Raw genomic sequence first — 16,354 nt, forward strand, 5'->3', positions numbered from 1 at the left:
GCGCGGTCCCCAGGTGGAAAGTCTCCGCCCCATCCACTACAATGCCGTTTCCCTGCGTGTGACCCCAGGCGTCCCGGACGGAGGCGGTGGACCGGCATGAGCGAGGAGTTCGCCGTGATCGTCTGCACTCCGGATGTCGACGGGGCGGTTGCGGGTGCGCTGGCCGGCCGGGCGGCCGCCGGGCGGGCCGAGGTGCTCGTCTTCGGCAGCGACGTGGTGGCGGAGTTCTTCCGTCCCGAGATGCAGCGGAAGCTCCCGCGCGGCTACGACCTGGCCTTCTGCGGGCACTCGCTGCTTGCGCTGGACTGGGACGGACGGCCCGTGCGCCCCGTCCTGATGGACCGGCTGCGCGCCGCCGGGCGCCCGATGCGCTGGTTCAGCGGTGCGCGCTGGGCGCCCGAGGACCGCAGCGCCGTGGCGCATCTGATCGGCGAGGGCAACCTGTGCGTGGGCGACGGCGCGGTGACGGCGTCCGAACTCGTGCGCCGGACCCTCTGCGCACCGTCGGACGCATACGCCGAGCGGCTGGTGCGGCTGGCGCGGGACGACCTCACGGGGCGCGAGCGCCGCGCCTGGGGCGACGGCGCGAGCCGGGTGCTGGCCGCGCTCAGGGCCGACGCCGAGCAGATGGCCGCCGCCGTCGGATTGCTGATGGAGGAGCGCGACGGGGAGATGATCGCGCGCTTCGACGAGGCGGTGCGGCGATGGGAGGAGGACACCCGAACCGACGCGCGCCGCCAGGCCGCCAACGTGCGTGCCATGGGCGGCGTGCGCGTGGTGCTGCTCGCCCTGGAGCCCGCCCGGCATGCGTGGTGGGCGGAGACCTCCCGGTGTGCGCGGGAGGAGGCTGGCGCGGAGCTTTCGGTCTGCGTGCTGAAGGGCCGGCCCGTGCTGCTGGCCGCGGCCGACGAGACGGCTCGGCTCGACGTCGAGGGCTGGATCGGTTACGTGACGGACATGCGGCCCGGCTGCCGGCTTCCCGGCGGGGCGTCCGGAGGGGTCGCGCTGCACGTGCCGGGGCTGGAGCACGATCCCCGGCTGCCGGAGGAGGTCCTGAGGCTGCTGGAGGAGGGCGTGCACCTGTTGCACGGCTGAAGGCGGGCTCGACCACACAGGAGATCTGAGGAGAGAGCGAATGGCGACTGACACCCGCATCCGGCGCATCGGCGTCCTGACCGGCGGGGGCGACTGCCCGGGGCTGAACGCCGTCATCCGGGCCGTGGTCAAGACGGGCATCTTCGAGTTCGGGTTGGAGGCCTTCGGCATTTTGGACGGATACGACGGCCTGGTGCGGAACCGCATGATCCCACTGACCGAGAGCGACGTCAGCGGCATTCTGACGGTCGGCGGCACGATCCTGGGGTCGTCGAACACGGCCCATCCGTTCAAGTACGTGGCCCAGGGCGCCGGGGGTTCGGAGCCTCAGGACCTGTCCGACCGGTGCGTGGAGAACCTCCGGAACGCCGGGATCGACGTGCTCTTCTGCATCGGCGGCGACGGCACGCTGAGCATCGCGCACGATCTGGCGGCGAAGGGCATTCGCGTGGTGGGCGTCCCGAAGACGATCGACAACGACATCTGCGGCACGGACGTCACGTTCGGGTTCGACACCGCCGTGCACATCGTGGCCGAGGCCGTGGACCGCCTGCACACGACCGCCATGTCGCACCATCGGGCCATGGTGCTGGAGACGATGGGGCGTCATGCCGGCTGGCTGGCGCTTGTGGGGGGGATGGCCGGGGGCGGCGACATCATCCTCATCCCGGAGATCGCCTACCGCATGGAGCGTGTCTTCGAGGTGGTCGAGGACCGGGCGCGGCGCGGGAAGCGCTTCAGCATCATCGTCGTCGCCGAGGGCGTGCGCCTGCCGGGCGGCGAATACGTCATCCGCCAGGAGGTGGCCGATACGCACCACAAGATGCGCCTGGGCGGGATCGGCGTCTGGATGGCGCACGAGATCGACGCCGCCACGGCCACCGAGAGCCGGGCGGTGGTGCTCGGCCACATGCAGCGCGGCGGCACGCCGACGGCCTGCGACCGTGTGCTCGCCACCCAGTTCGGCCATGCGGCGCTTGTGGAGGCCATGGAAGGGCACACGGACGTCATGGTCGGCCGCAAGGGCACCCGCATCGTGCCCGTGCCGCTCAGCCACGTGGCCAACCGCCAGCGGCTCGTGGAGCCCGACAGCCAGATCGTCCGGGCGGCCCGGGCGGTGGGCACTTCCTTCGGCGACGAGTAGAAGAGCGCCCTGAGATGATCGACATGCAACTGATCCGGGACGACCGCGAACGGATCCGCGAGGCGATGCGGAAGGTCGGGGACGCCCCCGCGTTGATCGACCGTGCCTTCGAGCTGGACCTGCAGTGGCGGGCGTTGACGACGGAGGTCGAGGCCCTGAAGGCGGAGCGCAACCGACGGTCGAAGCAGATCGCCGGCATGGCCGCCGGGGAGGAGCGCGACGGGCAGATCGCGGCCATGCGGCGAGTGGGCGAGCAGATCAAGGTGCTCGACGTGCAGGCCGCCGACGTCCGCCGCGACCTGGATGAGCTGATGCTCCGCATCCCCAACGTGCCGGACGAGGACGTGCCCGCCGGGGCGGACGAGACCGAGAACGTCGTGGTGCGTTCGGAGGGAGAGCTGCCGGCGCTCGAGTTCGCGCCGCGGCCCCACTGGGAACTCGGGCCGGAACTCGGCATCCTGGACTTCGATCGCGGCGTCAAGCTCAGCGGGTCCCGGTTCTACGTGCTGATGGGCCAGGGGGCCCGCCTCCAGCGCGCGCTCATTGCCTGGATGCTCGACCTGCACGTGCGCGAGAAGGGCTACGTCGAGGTCTACCCGCCCTACATGGTCAACCGGCGCTGCCTGGTCGGCACGGGGCAGCTCCCCAAGTTCGCCGACAACGTGTACCACGAGGCCGAGGACGACCTCTGGCTGATCCCCACCGCCGAGGTCCCCCTGACGAACCTCCACGCGCAGGAGACGCTGGATGAGGGCTCCCTGCCGCTGCGCTACGTCGCCTGCACGCCGTGCTTCCGGCGCGAGAAGATGAGCGCCGGCCGTGATGTCCGAGGCATCAAGCGCGGGCATCAGTTCGACAAGGTGGAGCTGGTCCGCATCTGCCGGCCCGACCGGTCCGACCAGGAACTGGCCGAGCTTCTCAACGATGCCGAGGACGTGTGCCGCCGGCTGAAGCTGCCCCATCGCGTGGTGGAGATGTGCAGCGGCGACCTGAGCTTCAGCGCCGCCCGCAAGTTCGACGTGGAGATCTACGCGGCCGGCTGCGGGGAATGGCTGGAGGTGAGTTCGTGCAGCAACTTCCGCGACTTCCAGGCCCGCCGCGCCGGCATCCGCTTCCGAGCCGAAGCCGGGGGCGCGCCGCAGTTTGCCCACACCCTCAACGGCTCGGCCCTGGCGCTGCCCCGCACACTGATCGCTATACTGGAGAACTACCAGCAGCCGGACGGTTCGGTGGCCGTGCCCGAGGTTCTGAGACCCTATATGGGCGGGGCGGACAGGATTGCGCGAGCCTGAGCACACAACGGTTTTCCTGACGGGCGTGACGGCCGCACTGGCGGCGTTCGTGACGCTTCACCGTTTCGAGTTCCTGGGCGTGGGCGTGCGGGCCGCCGCCGGACTGGCCGCCGCGACGCTGGCGGCCGGCGCGGCCGTCGGCGTGGGCGTCGCCTGCCTGACCGGCCGGGCGCGCCGCCTGACGCCCGCCGTTCTGGCCGCTGTGCTCTGGCCGGCCTTCGCGGCGGCTCCCTTCGGGGTCCACGTGCACGCGGAGGTGGGGCTGGGCCTGCTCGGCGCGGCGGCGTCCGCGTGGGTGCTGGCCAACGTCTGCCGCGCGCGGCGCCTCGACGCCTGGGCGCTCGCGGGGGCGCTGGTCGGGTTCGGCGCCGGGAGTGCGGGCATTGTGGGCGCGGTCGGCGTGTTTCCGGCCGTGACGGTTGCCGCCGTGGCGGCTGCGGCGGCTGCCTTCGCCGCGCGCTCCCGCACGATGCCGGCGCCCGGGCCTGAGGAGTCGGACCCGCAGCCCCCGGCCCTCGCGCCGTTGCTCCGGGCCGTCGCATGGGGCGCAGTGGCGGCGGGCCTGGTTCGCGCCTACGTCCCCGCGGCGCGGTCCTGCGGATACGCGGCCGCCGACCTCGGAGTGGCCTTCGTCCTGGGTGGGCTGCTCTGGACGGGCCTGCGCGGGCAGGGGGTGAGGATGCGCGCGGCCGGGGCGTGTGCGGCCGGCCTGCTGCTCGTCCTTGCGTTGCTGAACGGGTATTCGTTCTTCCTCTATCCGGCGCTCATCCTGAGCGAACCGGCGGCGCTTCAGACGCCGGCGTCGCTGCTCGTGCCCGGCGCTTACTTCCCGTTCTGGGCCATGGCTTGCGTCCTGGGCGCGATGGCCACCGCCGCGCGGCGCGCAGCGGGCCCCCATGGGACGGCGGCGCCTCTGGGGGCGGCGGCCTTCGGGGCGGCGCTGGCGGGGTTGCTGGCCGGTCACGGCGCGGCGGCCGTGCTCGTCTCGGTCGTGCTGGCGGCCGTGGCGTTCGTGGTGGCAGCGGCCGAGGCGGCGCGCGCGGCGCGGGCGGCGACGCGGGTGTTCCTGGTGTGCGGCGGCCTGCTGGCCGTCGGGGCCGTCGTTTGGGCCTGGCGCGCTGATCCCCAGTGCGGGCTGCTCGGCATCCGCCACGTTATGGCGCTGGAGACGGCGGGCGGGCAGGACGGGGAGCCGGAGCCGGTCTCGCTGGACGCCTTCGAGTACACCCTCGACGCCGCGGGACTGACGGCGCGGGCGCGACGGGGCACGGCCGTGGCCGAGCTGTTCAACGCCTACCTGGTGGGGGCCGGCGCGGAGGGCTCGATCGAGGCATCTCTGGCCCTCGCCGTCGCTCTGCCGTTCGCCTACGGGGAGCCCGGCGGGGCGACCGGCGTCGTGGCCCCGGTGCTGCCGTCCACGTGGCGTTGCGCGCGGGCGTTGACCCGCCCGGAGCACCTGCGGCCTGTGGACCTCCGGCGGGGCGGCGGCGGGCGGGACTTCGACCGGATCGTCTGCGGGCCGGGGCCGATCTCGGGGCCCGGGAGCCCCCTGTCCGTCCTGAGCCGGGAGGCCCTGCTGGCCGTCCGGGCGCGCCTCCGGCCGGGCGGCGTGTTCGGCCTGTGGCTCCCCGTCGGCACGCTCGAGCCGGATGCGCTTCGAGACGCGCTGGCGACGGTCCGCGACGTGTTCCCGACCTTCCACGTCTACCTGGCCGGCCTGGACGCGGTGGTGGTGGCCGGGGAGGACCTGTCGCTGAGCTACACGCAACTGCGTTCGCTCCAGCCGCATCTGACCGGGGCGGGGCTCTATGAGCCCATGGACCTGATCTGCGGGTATGCGGGGGACTCGGGGGACATCGCCCGACTGCTGGACGGCGCGCGGGTGGACTCCATGGCGCGGCCGCGACGGATGCCGGCCTTCGCCCCGAGGGCCGCCGGGCGGGTCTGGCCCGTCTCGCTCGCACTGCTGGCCCAGCACCGACTGGCCGGTCCCGGACGCCTTCTGGAGCGCCTCCGCTTCGAGTCGACGGTGCAGCGGGCGCTCGCGCTGCACGGGTTCGACGGCGTCTACGGCGAGCAGACGTGGCACCTGCTGCGCGCGCTCGGCACGCTGTCCGGGGACGAGGGCGCGGCGGCGCTGGCGCGCTTTGTGGCGGGCCCGCTGGTCTGTCGGAGCCTCTTCGACGACGGGACGCGCGGGCCGGTGGTGCAGGCGGCGGCCGTCTTCATGGCCCTGGGCCTGCCGAAGGCCGCAGCGGCGACGGTCGCGCGCGCACTGGAGTCGAGCCCGGACGATCCCGTTCTGCACGTCGAGCTGGCCGGGATCCTGGAGGAGATGCAGCAGGCCGAGCAGGCGATCCTCCATTACGAGGCCGCGTTGCGCGTCGAGCCGTCCTCGACCGTGGCCCTGCAGCGGATGACGGCGAACATGCTGGCCCTGGGCCGCCACCGGCAGGCGGCCGAGACGCTCGAGCGGTTCCTGGAGCAGCAGCCGGACAACGTGCGGGCCATGCTGCTGCTCGGGCAGCTCTACGTCGGCCCTCTGGGGCGGCGCGAACGGGCTGCCGAGCTGGCGCAGCGGGTCCTGGAACTCGAGCCCGGGGACGCGGCCGCGCAGGAACTGCTGCTGCTCAGCGGCGCCGGGGCGGCTTCCGCGCAGGCCGCGCCGGCCCCGCGTTGAAGGGTGCCGTCCCGGGCGCTATACTGCGCGCACGCTGTGGGAGACGACGTGAGGCAGACGAGGGAGCACACGATGGGCAGGAAGGTCCGAGTGGCCATGATCGGCGCCGGCCGCCACGCGTGTCGGGTCCATTACCCGTCCCTGGCGATGCTGGACGATGCCGAGATCGTTGCAGTGGCCGAGCTTTCCTCCGAGCGCCGCAGCGCCGTCTGCGAGCAGTACGGCATCCCGGCGGGGTACGACGACTACGGCAGGATGCTCGAGGAGGCCGAGCCGGACTGCGTCTACGTGGTGTTGCCCCACCTGCCGGCCTACCCGGTCGTTCTGGACTGCCTGAAGAGGGGCCTGAACGTCTTCCTGGAGAAGCCCCCCGGGATCACGGTGGCCCAGACGCAGTTCCTGGCGCGTGCGGCCGAGGCACACGGCTGCATCACGATGGTGGGCTTCCAGCGCCGCTACGCCCCGCTGGTCAGGGAGGCGCTGCGCGTGGCGGGGGAGCGGGGCGGCAGCGACCTGATCATCTGCCGCTTCTACAAGAACGCCTGGGGCCTGAACCTGTACGGCTACCACGAGACCAAGGGCGTCGACGTCCTCACGTGCGACGCCATCCATGCCGTGGACCTGATCCGCGCCCTGGGCGGCGAGGTGCGCGACGTCGTCAGCGAGGTGCGCTCCGTGCACATGGGGTGCGCGGACCTGTTCGTCGCCCTGATGCGGTTCGAATCCGGCGCTACGGGCGTGTTCGAGTCCACCTGGACCTCCGGCCGGCGGCTGCTGGAGTTCGAGCTGCACGCGCGCGGCCTGGCGGCGCACGTCGACCTCGAAAGCGACATGCGCGTCTACGCCGACGACAACGACGAGCCGCGGCGCGTGAGCGCGGCGGAGATCGGGGGCGGGGACGCGTACGTCATCGCGCGCGGCTTCCGCGACGAGAGCGCCCGGTTCATCGAGTGCGTGCGCGAGGGCACGCTGCCGGAGAGCCACCTGGGCGACTCGCTCAAGACCATGGAGCTGGTGGATCGCATCTACCACAGCCTGTTGTGAGTGCGGGCGGCCGTCAGTCCTTCGTCAGGTGAGCGTGTGATCAACGGACAGCGCATCTCCGGGTTCGTCATCACCCAGAACGTGCAGGAGGTCGTGCGCGACTGCCTGGAGAGCATGAAGTGGGTGGACGAACTGGTCGTCGTCGACTCGCACAGCGACGACGCGACCCGCCGCATCGCCGCCGAGTACACCAACCGGATCATCGAGCATGAGTTCCAGGGCCACGTGGCCCAGACGCGCTACGCGTTCGAGCAGACGACGGGCGACTGGGTCCTGTGGCTGGACTCCGACGAGCGGCTGACCGGGGCGGCGCTCGACCAGATTCGCAGTCACCTGGCCGGGCCGGAGCGGGACGAATGGGACGGGCTGGCCTTCCCCCGGGCAACCTACTTCCTGAACCGTTGGATCCGGCACGGGGGGTGGTATCCTCAACACAAGCTCCGCCTGATGCGGCGCGTCTGCGCGCAGATCGTGGGCACCGAGCCGCATCCGGAGGCGGTCGTGCAGGGGCGCGTCAGGAAGCTGTCGGGCGACATCCTGCACCTGAGCTACCCGGGCGGGGTGAGCGACTACCTGCAGCGATCGTGCCGCTACGCCGACATCTCGGCGCGGGGGCGCTTCGCCCAGGGAAAGCGGGCGTCGTGGCGCGCCCTGCTGTGCAAGCCCCCGCTGGTATTCCTGAAGAGCTACGTGGCCCGCGCCGGCTTCCTGGACGGAGTGCCGGGGCTCGCGGTGGCCATGGGCAGCGCCTGCTATCGTTTCAGCAGAGACCTCAGGCTCTGGGAGCTGGAGCACGGCCGCGCCCCGGAGCCCTTTGAGCCGCCGGACGTGGAGCCGCAGCCCGAGACGTAACCGCCGCCGCGTGCGCACGGGCGCGCGTCATCGGGGCGGCTTTGCAGGGCCGGGTATCGTCAGCCCCCGAGGGGGTGTATGGTGAGGATCAGCTCCGTCCTGAAGGGCCCGCGCCGCATGCGTCGGGTCGCGCAGATCGCCAGCACGGCGGCCTCGCACGGGCTGGGGTTCCTGGTGGGTCGCATGGATCTGCTGCGCTACCTGCCGGCCCGTCTGCGGTTGCCCGTGCAGGTGCAGGACGAGCCGCCGGAGGACCTGCCGGCCCGCCTGGCCACGGTGCTGGAGAAGCTGGGGCCGACGTTCGTCAAGTTCGGCCAGGCGCTCGCCACGCGGCCGGACATCCTGCCGCCGCACTACATCCGCGAGCTGGAGCGCATCTGCCACCACGTCGCGCCCTTCGCGGGGGACGCCGCCCGTTCCATCGTCGCCGGCGAGTTGGGCCGGCCGGTGGAGGAGGTCTTCAGGGATTTCGACGAACAGCCCCGGGCGAGCGGCTCCATCGCCCAGGTGCACGACGCGGTGCTGCCCGACGGCACCCCCGTCGTCGTCAAGGTGCGACGGCCCCGCATCGAACGCGTTATCCAGGACGACGTGGCCATCCTGACCTTCCTGGCCGCCCAGGCGGACCGGGTCGAGGAGTTCAGGCCGTTCCGGCTCCCCATGCTCGTGGACGAGTTTGCGCAGGGCATCGGCCGCGAACTCGACTTCATGGCCGAGGCCGCCTACACGCACAGGCTGAGGGAGCAGTTCCGGAATGACGACCGCATCGAGATACCGGCGGTCTACTGGGACTTCACGACCGCACGGGTCCTGACGATGCGCCGGATGGAGGGCGTTCACGTCAGCGAGATACTGACGGAGCCGCAGCGGCCCGGCATCGACCGGGAGGCGGTCGCGCGCACCCTGATGGACGCCTACCTGAAGCAGGTGTTCATCCTCGGCGTTTTCCACGCCGATCCTCATCCCGGCAACATCCTTGTGACCGAACAGGGCCGGGTGGCGCTGCTGGACTTCGGCATGGTCGGGCACGTCCGGTCCCGCCTGCGCAGGGGCCTGGGCGTCTGCGTGATGGCCCTGGGCGGCGGGCAGCCGGAGCTGGTGGCCGAGGTGGCGGCCGAGATCAGCCGCGTCTCGGAGGAGCGGGCCGAGGAGTTCCGCCAGGAACTGGTGGTCCTGCTGGAGCGCTACAGCAGCGTGCCGGTGGACCGGCTCGACCTGCAGCACACCTTCCAGGACGTGATGGACGTGATCCGCCGCTACCACGCGGAGATACCGCGCGACCTGGTGCTGATGGGGCGGGCGCTGGTGGCCGTCAGCGGCACCGTCATGCGCCTGTCGCCCGGCCTCCGCATCGGCACGCTCGCGGCGCCCTACGGGCGGAGCCTGCTGATGCAGAAGCTGTCGCTGGTCGGCATGCGCCGCATGCTGATGGCCGGCGGGTATCAACTGGGGAGCCTGGTCTCCGACGTCCCGCGTGCGCTGCGCCACGGTCTGCAGAAGCTGCAGCGCGGCGACATCGAGTTCAGGGTCCGTCACGAGGGTTTCGAGAAGGGGCTGCGGGAGCTGGACCAGACCGGCAACCGCCTGTCCCTCAGCATCATCCTGGCCGCGATCATCATCGCGTCCTCAAGCCTGCTCGGCGCGGAGATCGGCGCCGTCAGCGTCCTGGGTTGGCGCGTGAGCCTGCTGGGGCTGGTGGGCCTGCTCTTCGGCCTTGTGCTCGGCGTGTGGCTGATTGTGAGTATCCTGCGCTCCGGACGGCTATAGCCGGCCGGGACCGCGCGACTGCGGAGCCGAACGGGAGGGATTCCGAATGGCGTCGTATTTCCAGTGCGTGTTGACGGACTCCGGCGAGGGCGTCTGGCTGGACGAGCAGGAGCTGTCCGCCGGCAGCTTCATCGGTTACGACGGGCCCCCGTGGGTGATGGAGAAGACCACCCTGGTCGGCGGCAAGCAGCACGGGGTCGACGTGGTCCGCATTGACAACGGGCGCATGACCGTCGTGGTGTGTCCGACCCGCGGCATGGGCATCCTGGAGGCATTCACCGACGAGGCCGCGTTGGCCTGGAAGGGGCCGGTCCGCGAGGTCGTGCATCCGGCGTTCGTCCGGGAGGAGACGCAGGGCGGTCTGGGCTGGGTCGCCGGGTTCAGCGAGTTCGTGTGCCGGTGCGGGCTGTCCTACAACGGCGCCCCGGGGGAGGACTTGATCCGTACGAATACGGGAGCCGAGAAGCGCGTGACATTGCCCCTGCACGGCACGATCGCCAACTGCCCGGCCAACCGCGTTCGGCTGCGCGTGCAGTTGCAGCCGCCCTATGAGCTGTCGGTCGTCGGCGAACTGCGGGACGCGCGGATGTTCGGGCCGTCCTGGGAGTTGGCGACGACGCTGTCGACCGTCCCGGGGTCGCGCACGTTCCGCGTCAGCGACGTCGTCCGGAACGTCTCTGCGGAGACCCAGGAGATGGAGTTGCTCTACCACTGCAACTACGGCGCGCCCGTCCTGGCGGCCGGCACGGAGGTGGTTGCGCCGGTCGAACACGTCTGCCCGCGCGACGCGCGTGCGGCGGAGGACATCGGCACGTGGAACGTCTACGGGCCGCCGACCGCCGGATTCGCCGAGCAGTGCTACTACATGCGCGTGCTGTCCGCAGCGGGCGGACGGACCCTGGTGGGGCTGCTCAACCCGGCGGAGGCCCTGGCCGCCTCCATCCGCTACTCGGTGGATCAGTTGCCTGCCCTGACGCTCTGGCGCAACTCGGCCGCAGAGGTCGACGGCTACGTCACCGCGCTGGAGCCCGGGACCGACTACCCGAACGGACGGGGCTTCGAGCGCAGCAAGGGGCGTGTCGTCCGCGTGCCGGCCGGGGCGACCTACCGGACCGAGCTGGACTACTCGATCCTCGTGGGCAGGGACGAGCTGGACGGACTGCGGGCGGAGGTGCGGGCGATTGCCGCAGGGCGCCGGCCGCGCGTCAGCGACCGGCCCGAGCCCGAGTACTGCCCCGATTGAGGCAGGGCGCGGGAGCGGCCGGGGGGCCTACTCGAGGGGAACCGACCAGTAGGCCTCGTTCAGGAACTGCTTCCACGAATCATACTTCCGCCGGCGCAGCTTGAGGCGGATCATCGGGTTGTACTTCGGCTCGACGGGGCGGCGCGTCAACTGCATGCCCGCCTCGGCCGGGGTGCGGCCGCCCTTGCGCTTGTTGCAGTGGGTGCACGCGCAGACGATGTTCTCCCAGTCCGTCAGCCCGCCGCGCGAGAGGGGCAGTACGTGGTCGAGGCTGAGTTCGCTCGTCGGGAAGCGCCGGCCGCAGTACTGGCAGCGGTTTTCGTCCCGGGCGAAGATGTTGCGACGGTTGAACCCGACGTGGCGCCGCGGGAAGCGGTCGTAGGCCGGAAGCCGGATGACGCGGGGGACCTGCAGATCGCAGCTCACGGTCGAAATCCACTCCGTCTCATCGTCCGCCGGCGGCTGCCCGCGCCGGAACTCGCTGACCTCCGCCCAGGTCCGGAAGTCGTAGAAGGACAGATGCCCGTCCTCCATCAGCACGACCTCGGCCGTGTCGTCGAAGAGCATGCACACGGCCCGGCGGACCGTCGTCAGCCGCACGGGGACAAACCCGCGGTTCAGAACCAGAACGCTCGACTGAAGGGCCTCGCTGGACATGTACGGTGTCACCTTCCTCTATGTAGGGACTATAGGAGAACGGCCGCCTTCGTGCAAGTGACTCTGGCCGTCTCAACACACACACACACACACACACAGGGATCGCGCGGCCGCCCTCGGCCGGGAGGCAGGGACACCGCGCCCGGGCGCCCGGGGGTGCGTCCGTGCCCGTCGGCGAAGCCGGGGAGCAGGCCGCCGAGCCCGCCCGTGCACGTGCCCATTGATTTCCCCCCCTGCGGGGCCCTACCATGATGGCAGAACACCCCCGAGGAGGACCTGGCGATGGACGCTCTGCTCAAGGTGCTGCGGTTCAAGGACGGCCTGATCCCCGCGGTGATCGCCGAGGAGGGGCGGGTCCTTGTTCTGTGCTACATGGACCGCGAGGCGTTGCGTCTCACCCTGGAGACCGGGCTGGTGCACGTCTTCCGGCGCTCGCAAGGGCGCGTGATGCTCAAGGGCGAGACGAGCGGGCACACGCAGAGGGTCCTGGAGGTGCGTCCGGACTGCGAAGGCAACTCCCTGCTGTTCCTCGTGGAGCAGGAGGTGGCCGCCTGCCACGCAGGATATCGGACCTGCTACTACCGCCGCCTGAACGCGGCGACGGGGGAACTGGAGGTCTGCGAGGAGCGGGTGTTCGACCCGGCGCGCGTCTACGGCCGGAGTGCCGATCGGCCACGGGCAACTTAGGGTTTGCATCCACTCGACCGATTGCTATAATACTCATCGAGTCCGGGATTCCTGGGAACCGGCGCAGAGAGCCGGGCGCCGTGGTTTTGCATGGGAGAGACGAGCGATGACCGTCAGCGACCGCTATCTCAGCTACGAGCAGGCACTTCAGGAGCTCCAGGTCAACCGCAGCCAGTTGAATGCCTTCATCCGCGAGGGGCGGCTGACCGAGCACGTCATGGAGGGCGAGACGAAGTTCCGGATCGCCGAGGTGCAGGACATCAAGCGGGACATGGAGAAGAGCCCGACCGTGATGGAGGACGACGGTGGCCAGGAACCGGGCACCGAGCTTCTGGATTCGGCGAACGGTGCCGGCAGGGAGCCGATCACGGAGATGCTCGACCAGGGCCGTCGCGGATCGGCCGAAGGAGAGATGGGCACCGTCATCCTTGAGGACGAGGAAGGTGCGGGCGGTGCCGGTGCGCTCGACACGGTCGTGCTGGAAGGCGACCAGGCGTTCGGGGCCGGCGACCTGGCCACGGTCGTGCTGGCGGACGACGAGGCGGGCGGGGCGGCCGACCACGACACGGAGATCCTGGAGGAAGACGACCAGTTCGAGCTGGAGGGGGCCGAGGCCTCCGCCAGCGCCGACGCCATGGCCACCGACCTGCTGATCGAGGGTGAAGGACGCGAGAAGGCCAAGGAGTCCAGCGCGGAGGACTTCTTCGACTTCACCGATGCTCTCGAGTCGGACTCGATCGAGTTGGAGGGGGCCGCGGAGCCTGCCGCAGGCGCAGCGGGACCGGCCGAGGACTCGGAGGAGCCGGCGATCGTCACCGACATGCTCGACCTGAGTGCCGAGGAGGATGTCGCCGAGGAGGACCTGCTCAGCGAGATCATGGACATCGACGAGGAACCGGGCACGACGCACGCCCTCGGCGACACCGAAGACATCACGGCCGAGATCACTACGATGGAGGAGCCGACCTACGAGGAGAGCGATCTGGGCACCGTGCTGGGTGCGCCGAGCGCTGATCTCGGCGAGGACTTCGGCGCGGGGGCCGAGTTCGCCGTGCCGTATGCCGAACCGGTCGGCGCGGAAGAGCAGATCGGCGGCGCCTTCGTGGCACTGCTCGTCATCGCCCTGATCGTCCTGGCCGTCAGCATGTTGTTCGTCGTGGAAAACGGCTCGGCCTTCACAACCGGGCTGACGAGTTGGGCACGTTTCGGCTCCTGACGGGGTCCGGCCGGCGTGCAGAAGCTTCGATATGCAGAGGAGCAGGTTCCCATGTTGAAACGACTGGGTGCGGTGGCGATGGCGATCGGTCTCATCGGGCTCACCGGTTGCGCGCAGCTCCGGGAACTGAGGAATCAGAACGCAAGCCTTGCCGATCAGGTGGCCAGCCTCCAGTCCGAGCGGGCGGTGCTGCTCGAAGAGAACCGCGAGGTGAAGTCCCGCGCCGATGCCCTCCAGGCGCTGCTCGACAAGGCGACGCGCGAAGGGCAGACGATGGCGCGCGAACTCGAAGGGGTCCGCCGCGCGAAAGAGGAGGCCCACCAGCAGGCGCTCGAACTGAAGCGTCTTCTGGCGGCGATGGACGGCGTCGACGTCGACCAGCGCCCCGAAGGCAACTTCGTGCGCTTCGAGAGCGACATACTCTTCTCCCCCGGCCGCGATGAGCTGACGCCGGAGGCCACTGCCGCGCTGGACCGTTTCATGGGCTACCTGCGCGACCATCCGGAGCAGATGATCCGCATCGACGGACACACCGACGGCGTGCCGATCAGCCGGTCCGGCTGGAAGGACAACTACCACCTGGGCGCGATGCGCGCGCTGAGCGTGATGCGCTACCTGATCGGCATCGGCCTGGACCCGTCCCGGGCGTTCGTCGCCGGCTTCGGGCCGAATGAGCCCCGGGTCGCGCCGCACGAACCGACCGCCGACGTGCCTGAGAACCGCCGGGTCGAGGTGTTCCTGGTCCCCCGCAAGGCAGCCGCCGACGCCGCCGAGCGTGTTGGCGCGTTCGGGGGCTGAGCCTGACTGCCGCATCCGTTGTCGGGCACCGGGCGGGGCGACGGGCCCCGGGTCGGTGCCCGGCGCGTTTGTGAGCCCCCGCCGGACTCGTCTATAATCGATATCAGCGTGCGTGTCTCCGTTCGTGGCCGCCCCCGCCGAGGAATGTCATGGTCCACAGGCTCCTGATGCCGAGGATCGACCCCAACGTCGACGAGGGAACCATCGCGCAGTGGTTGGTGGCGCCCGGCCAGCCGGTCGAGGCGGGGCAGCCCGTGGTCGAGATCATCACGGACAAGGCCACGTTCGAGCTGGAGACGGACGTGGCCGCCACCTGCCGCCGGCTCTGTGCGCCCGCGCGCAGCGTCGTCCCGGTCGGATACGTCCTGGCCCTGCTGAGCGATCCGCCGGACGAACCGCTCCCGGACGTCGAGGAAGAGAACAGGGCGGTGCTGGAAGCCTACCGCGACGCCCTCCTGGGCGGGGGCGACGCCGCCCCCGGCCGCCCGCCCATCACGCCGGACGAGGGGGCGGGGCCGGGCGCAGCGCGGGCCACGCCCGCCGCGCGGCGCCTTGCGCGGCGCGTGGGTATCGACCTGGAGGCGCTCTGCGCGCGCTGCGGCCGAGTGGTGCGTGTGCACGACGTCCAGGAGGAGTTGCACCGTCGAGGAGGCCCCCGACCGTGACCACGACGAGGGTGTGCGTAACCGGCATGGGGGCGGTCTGCTGCCTGGGAGTCGGCGTGGACGCGCTGTGGGAGGGACTGCGGCGCGGCGCGTGCGGGCTGGGGCCGCTGACGCGGTTCGCCCTGGGGGGCGTGCCCTACGGCCTGGCCGGGCAGGTCGAGGGGTTCGACACCGAGGCGGACGAGTCCCGCGGCCTCTCGAGGGGCGCGCGCTTCGCCCTGCGTGCGTGCCGGGAGGCGCTGGCGGGCTTCCCGCAGGAGTGCCGTCGCCGGCTGGCCGTCGTCACGGGCAGCAACTTCGGGCCGCAGGAGGCCATCGTGAGCCTCCTGGCCGGCGGCGAAGCCCCCTGGCCGGCGGCTTCCGGCCCGTTCGGCGCCGAGGCGGCCGCGCTGGCCGGGCGTCTGGACGCCGGCGGCCTGGTGGCGTCCCTGTCGCTCTCGTGCGCGTCCGGAAACGCCGCGATCGCGCACCTGCTGGAGCTGATACGCTACGGCCGCGCGGAGGCCGGGCTGGCTTGCGGTTACGACAGTCTGGACCGGTTCAGTTGGGCGGGGCTCTCGGCTCTGAGGGTCATGGCGGCGCCGCGGGGCGGCCGGCCGGCCGGGGTTCGCCCGTTCGACCGCGCCCGCAACGGCACGGCATTCAGCGAGGGGGCGGGCTGCCTGTTGCTGGAGACCGAGGAGCACGCGCGCGAGCGCGGCGCGGCCATCCTGGCGGTGGTCGCCGGCGCCGGGGTCAACAACAACGCCTGCCACCTGACGCATTCGGACGAGGAGGGCAGCGGCCTGGCGCACGCGATGCAGATGGCGCTCGACGACGCCGGCCTGGAGCCGTCCGACGTGGATCACGTCAACGCGCACGGCACGGCGACGAAGCTGAACGACGTGGCCGAGGCCCGCGCGCTCGCCGCCGTGTTCGATGACGCCCTGGCGGGCATCCCGGTGACGTCCATCAAGGGCAGCATCGGACACGCGATGGGGGCGGCCGGGTCCCTGGAGGCGATCGCCTGCGTCCGGACGCTGACGAGGGGCATCATCCCGCCGACCGTGGGCCTCGAGACGCGCGACCCCGACTGCGCGGTGGACGTCGTGCAGGGAGCGGTGCGGCGGGCCGACGTGTCCGCCGTGCTGAACAACGCGGCCGGCATCGGCGGGGCGAACGCCGCCGTCGTGTTTCGCCGCGCCGATGGCCATCGGAACGGGGAAGGGAAGTAG

Annotated in this window: 14 protein-coding genes; 13 read left to right on the forward strand and 1 reads right to left on the reverse strand. The window is 71.3% G+C overall.

Annotated elements, in window-relative coordinates; translation table 11 throughout:
• Nucleotides 1-96: 96 nt before the first annotated feature.
• The 8 genes from GXY85_04850 to GXY85_04885 all read left to right on the forward strand — a co-directional run bounded on the left by GXY85_04850 (nt 97) and on the right by GXY85_04885 (nt 11,117).
• A complete protein-coding gene (locus GXY85_04850; protein ID NLW50158.1) occupies nt 97-1,095 on the forward strand; it encodes a hypothetical protein in 999 nt (332 codons plus the stop codon).
• 40 nt (nt 1,096-1,135) lie between these two features.
• Nucleotides 1,136-2,239 (forward strand): ATP-dependent 6-phosphofructokinase, encoded by a 1,104-nt coding sequence (locus GXY85_04855; GenBank protein ID NLW50159.1) that lies wholly within the window; start codon nt 1,136-1,138, stop codon nt 2,237-2,239.
• A 14-nt stretch (nt 2,240-2,253) separates the two neighbouring features.
• Nucleotides 2,254-3,531 carry a serine--tRNA ligase gene (gene serS, locus GXY85_04860; GenBank protein NLW50160.1) on the forward strand — a complete coding sequence of 426 codons (1,278 nt, stop codon included), beginning with the start codon at nt 2,254-2,256 and terminating at the stop codon, nt 3,529-3,531.
• Nucleotides 3,518-6,211, forward strand: coding sequence for a tetratricopeptide repeat protein (locus GXY85_04865; protein ID NLW50161.1), 2,694 nt, complete (start codon nt 3,518-3,520; stop codon nt 6,209-6,211). Before serS ends, GXY85_04865 begins: the two co-directional genes overlap by 14 nt.
• Before the next feature lie 48 nt (nt 6,212-6,259).
• Nucleotides 6,260-7,255 (forward strand): Gfo/Idh/MocA family oxidoreductase, encoded by a 996-nt coding sequence (locus tag GXY85_04870; GenBank protein ID NLW50162.1) that lies wholly within the window; start codon nt 6,260-6,262, stop codon nt 7,253-7,255.
• Nucleotides 7,256-7,291: 36 nt separating this feature from the next.
• Complete coding sequence (locus GXY85_04875; protein ID NLW50163.1) at nt 7,292-8,107, forward strand: glycosyltransferase family 2 protein; 816 nt, start codon at nt 7,292-7,294, stop codon at nt 8,105-8,107.
• 78 nt (nt 8,108-8,185) lie between these two features.
• Complete coding sequence (locus GXY85_04880; GenBank protein NLW50164.1) at nt 8,186-9,874, forward strand: phosphotransferase; 1,689 nt, start codon at nt 8,186-8,188, stop codon at nt 9,872-9,874.
• A gap of 46 nt (nt 9,875-9,920) precedes the next feature.
• Nucleotides 9,921-11,117, forward strand: coding sequence for an aldose 1-epimerase family protein (locus tag GXY85_04885; protein NLW50165.1), 1,197 nt, complete (start codon nt 9,921-9,923; stop codon nt 11,115-11,117).
• A 27-nt stretch (nt 11,118-11,144) separates the two neighbouring features.
• Here the strand turns inward: GXY85_04885 and GXY85_04890 are convergent, their stop codons facing one another.
• Nucleotides 11,145-11,774: an HNH endonuclease gene (locus GXY85_04890; protein ID NLW50166.1), complete on the reverse strand. Its 630-nt coding sequence runs from the start codon at nt 11,772-11,774 to the stop codon at nt 11,145-11,147.
• Between the two features lie 282 nt (nt 11,775-12,056).
• Here GXY85_04890 and GXY85_04895 point away from each other — a divergent pair, with 282 nt between their 5' ends.
• The 5 genes from GXY85_04895 (at nt 12,057) to GXY85_04915 (ending at nt 16,354) form a co-directional block, all read left to right on the forward strand.
• The gene (locus tag GXY85_04895; GenBank protein NLW50167.1) at nt 12,057-12,461 is read left to right on the forward strand and encodes a phosphoribosyl-AMP cyclohydrolase; all 405 of its coding nucleotides are present in this window, start codon (nt 12,057-12,059) and stop codon (nt 12,459-12,461) included.
• 106 nt (nt 12,462-12,567) lie between these two features.
• On the forward strand, nt 12,568-13,677 hold the full coding sequence (locus GXY85_04900) for a hypothetical protein (GenBank protein NLW50168.1): 1,110 nt from the start codon (nt 12,568-12,570) through the stop codon (nt 13,675-13,677).
• Nucleotides 13,678-13,728: 51 nt separating this feature from the next.
• Nucleotides 13,729-14,475 carry an OmpA family protein gene (locus GXY85_04905; protein ID NLW50169.1) on the forward strand — a complete coding sequence of 249 codons (747 nt, stop codon included), beginning with the start codon at nt 13,729-13,731 and terminating at the stop codon, nt 14,473-14,475.
• Nucleotides 14,476-14,624: 149 nt separating this feature from the next.
• The gene (locus tag GXY85_04910) at nt 14,625-15,140 is read left to right on the forward strand and encodes a hypothetical protein (protein NLW50170.1); all 516 of its coding nucleotides are present in this window, start codon (nt 14,625-14,627) and stop codon (nt 15,138-15,140) included.
• Entirely contained in the window at nt 15,137-16,354 is a 1,218-nt protein-coding gene (locus GXY85_04915) for a beta-ketoacyl-[acyl-carrier-protein] synthase family protein (GenBank protein ID NLW50171.1), read from the forward strand. Before GXY85_04910 ends, GXY85_04915 begins: the two co-directional genes overlap by 4 nt.

Source organism: Candidatus Brocadiaceae bacterium (assembly GCA_012728835.1).
In the GTDB taxonomy this organism is placed as follows: domain Bacteria; phylum Planctomycetota; class Brocadiia; order SM23-32; family SM23-32; genus JAAYEJ01.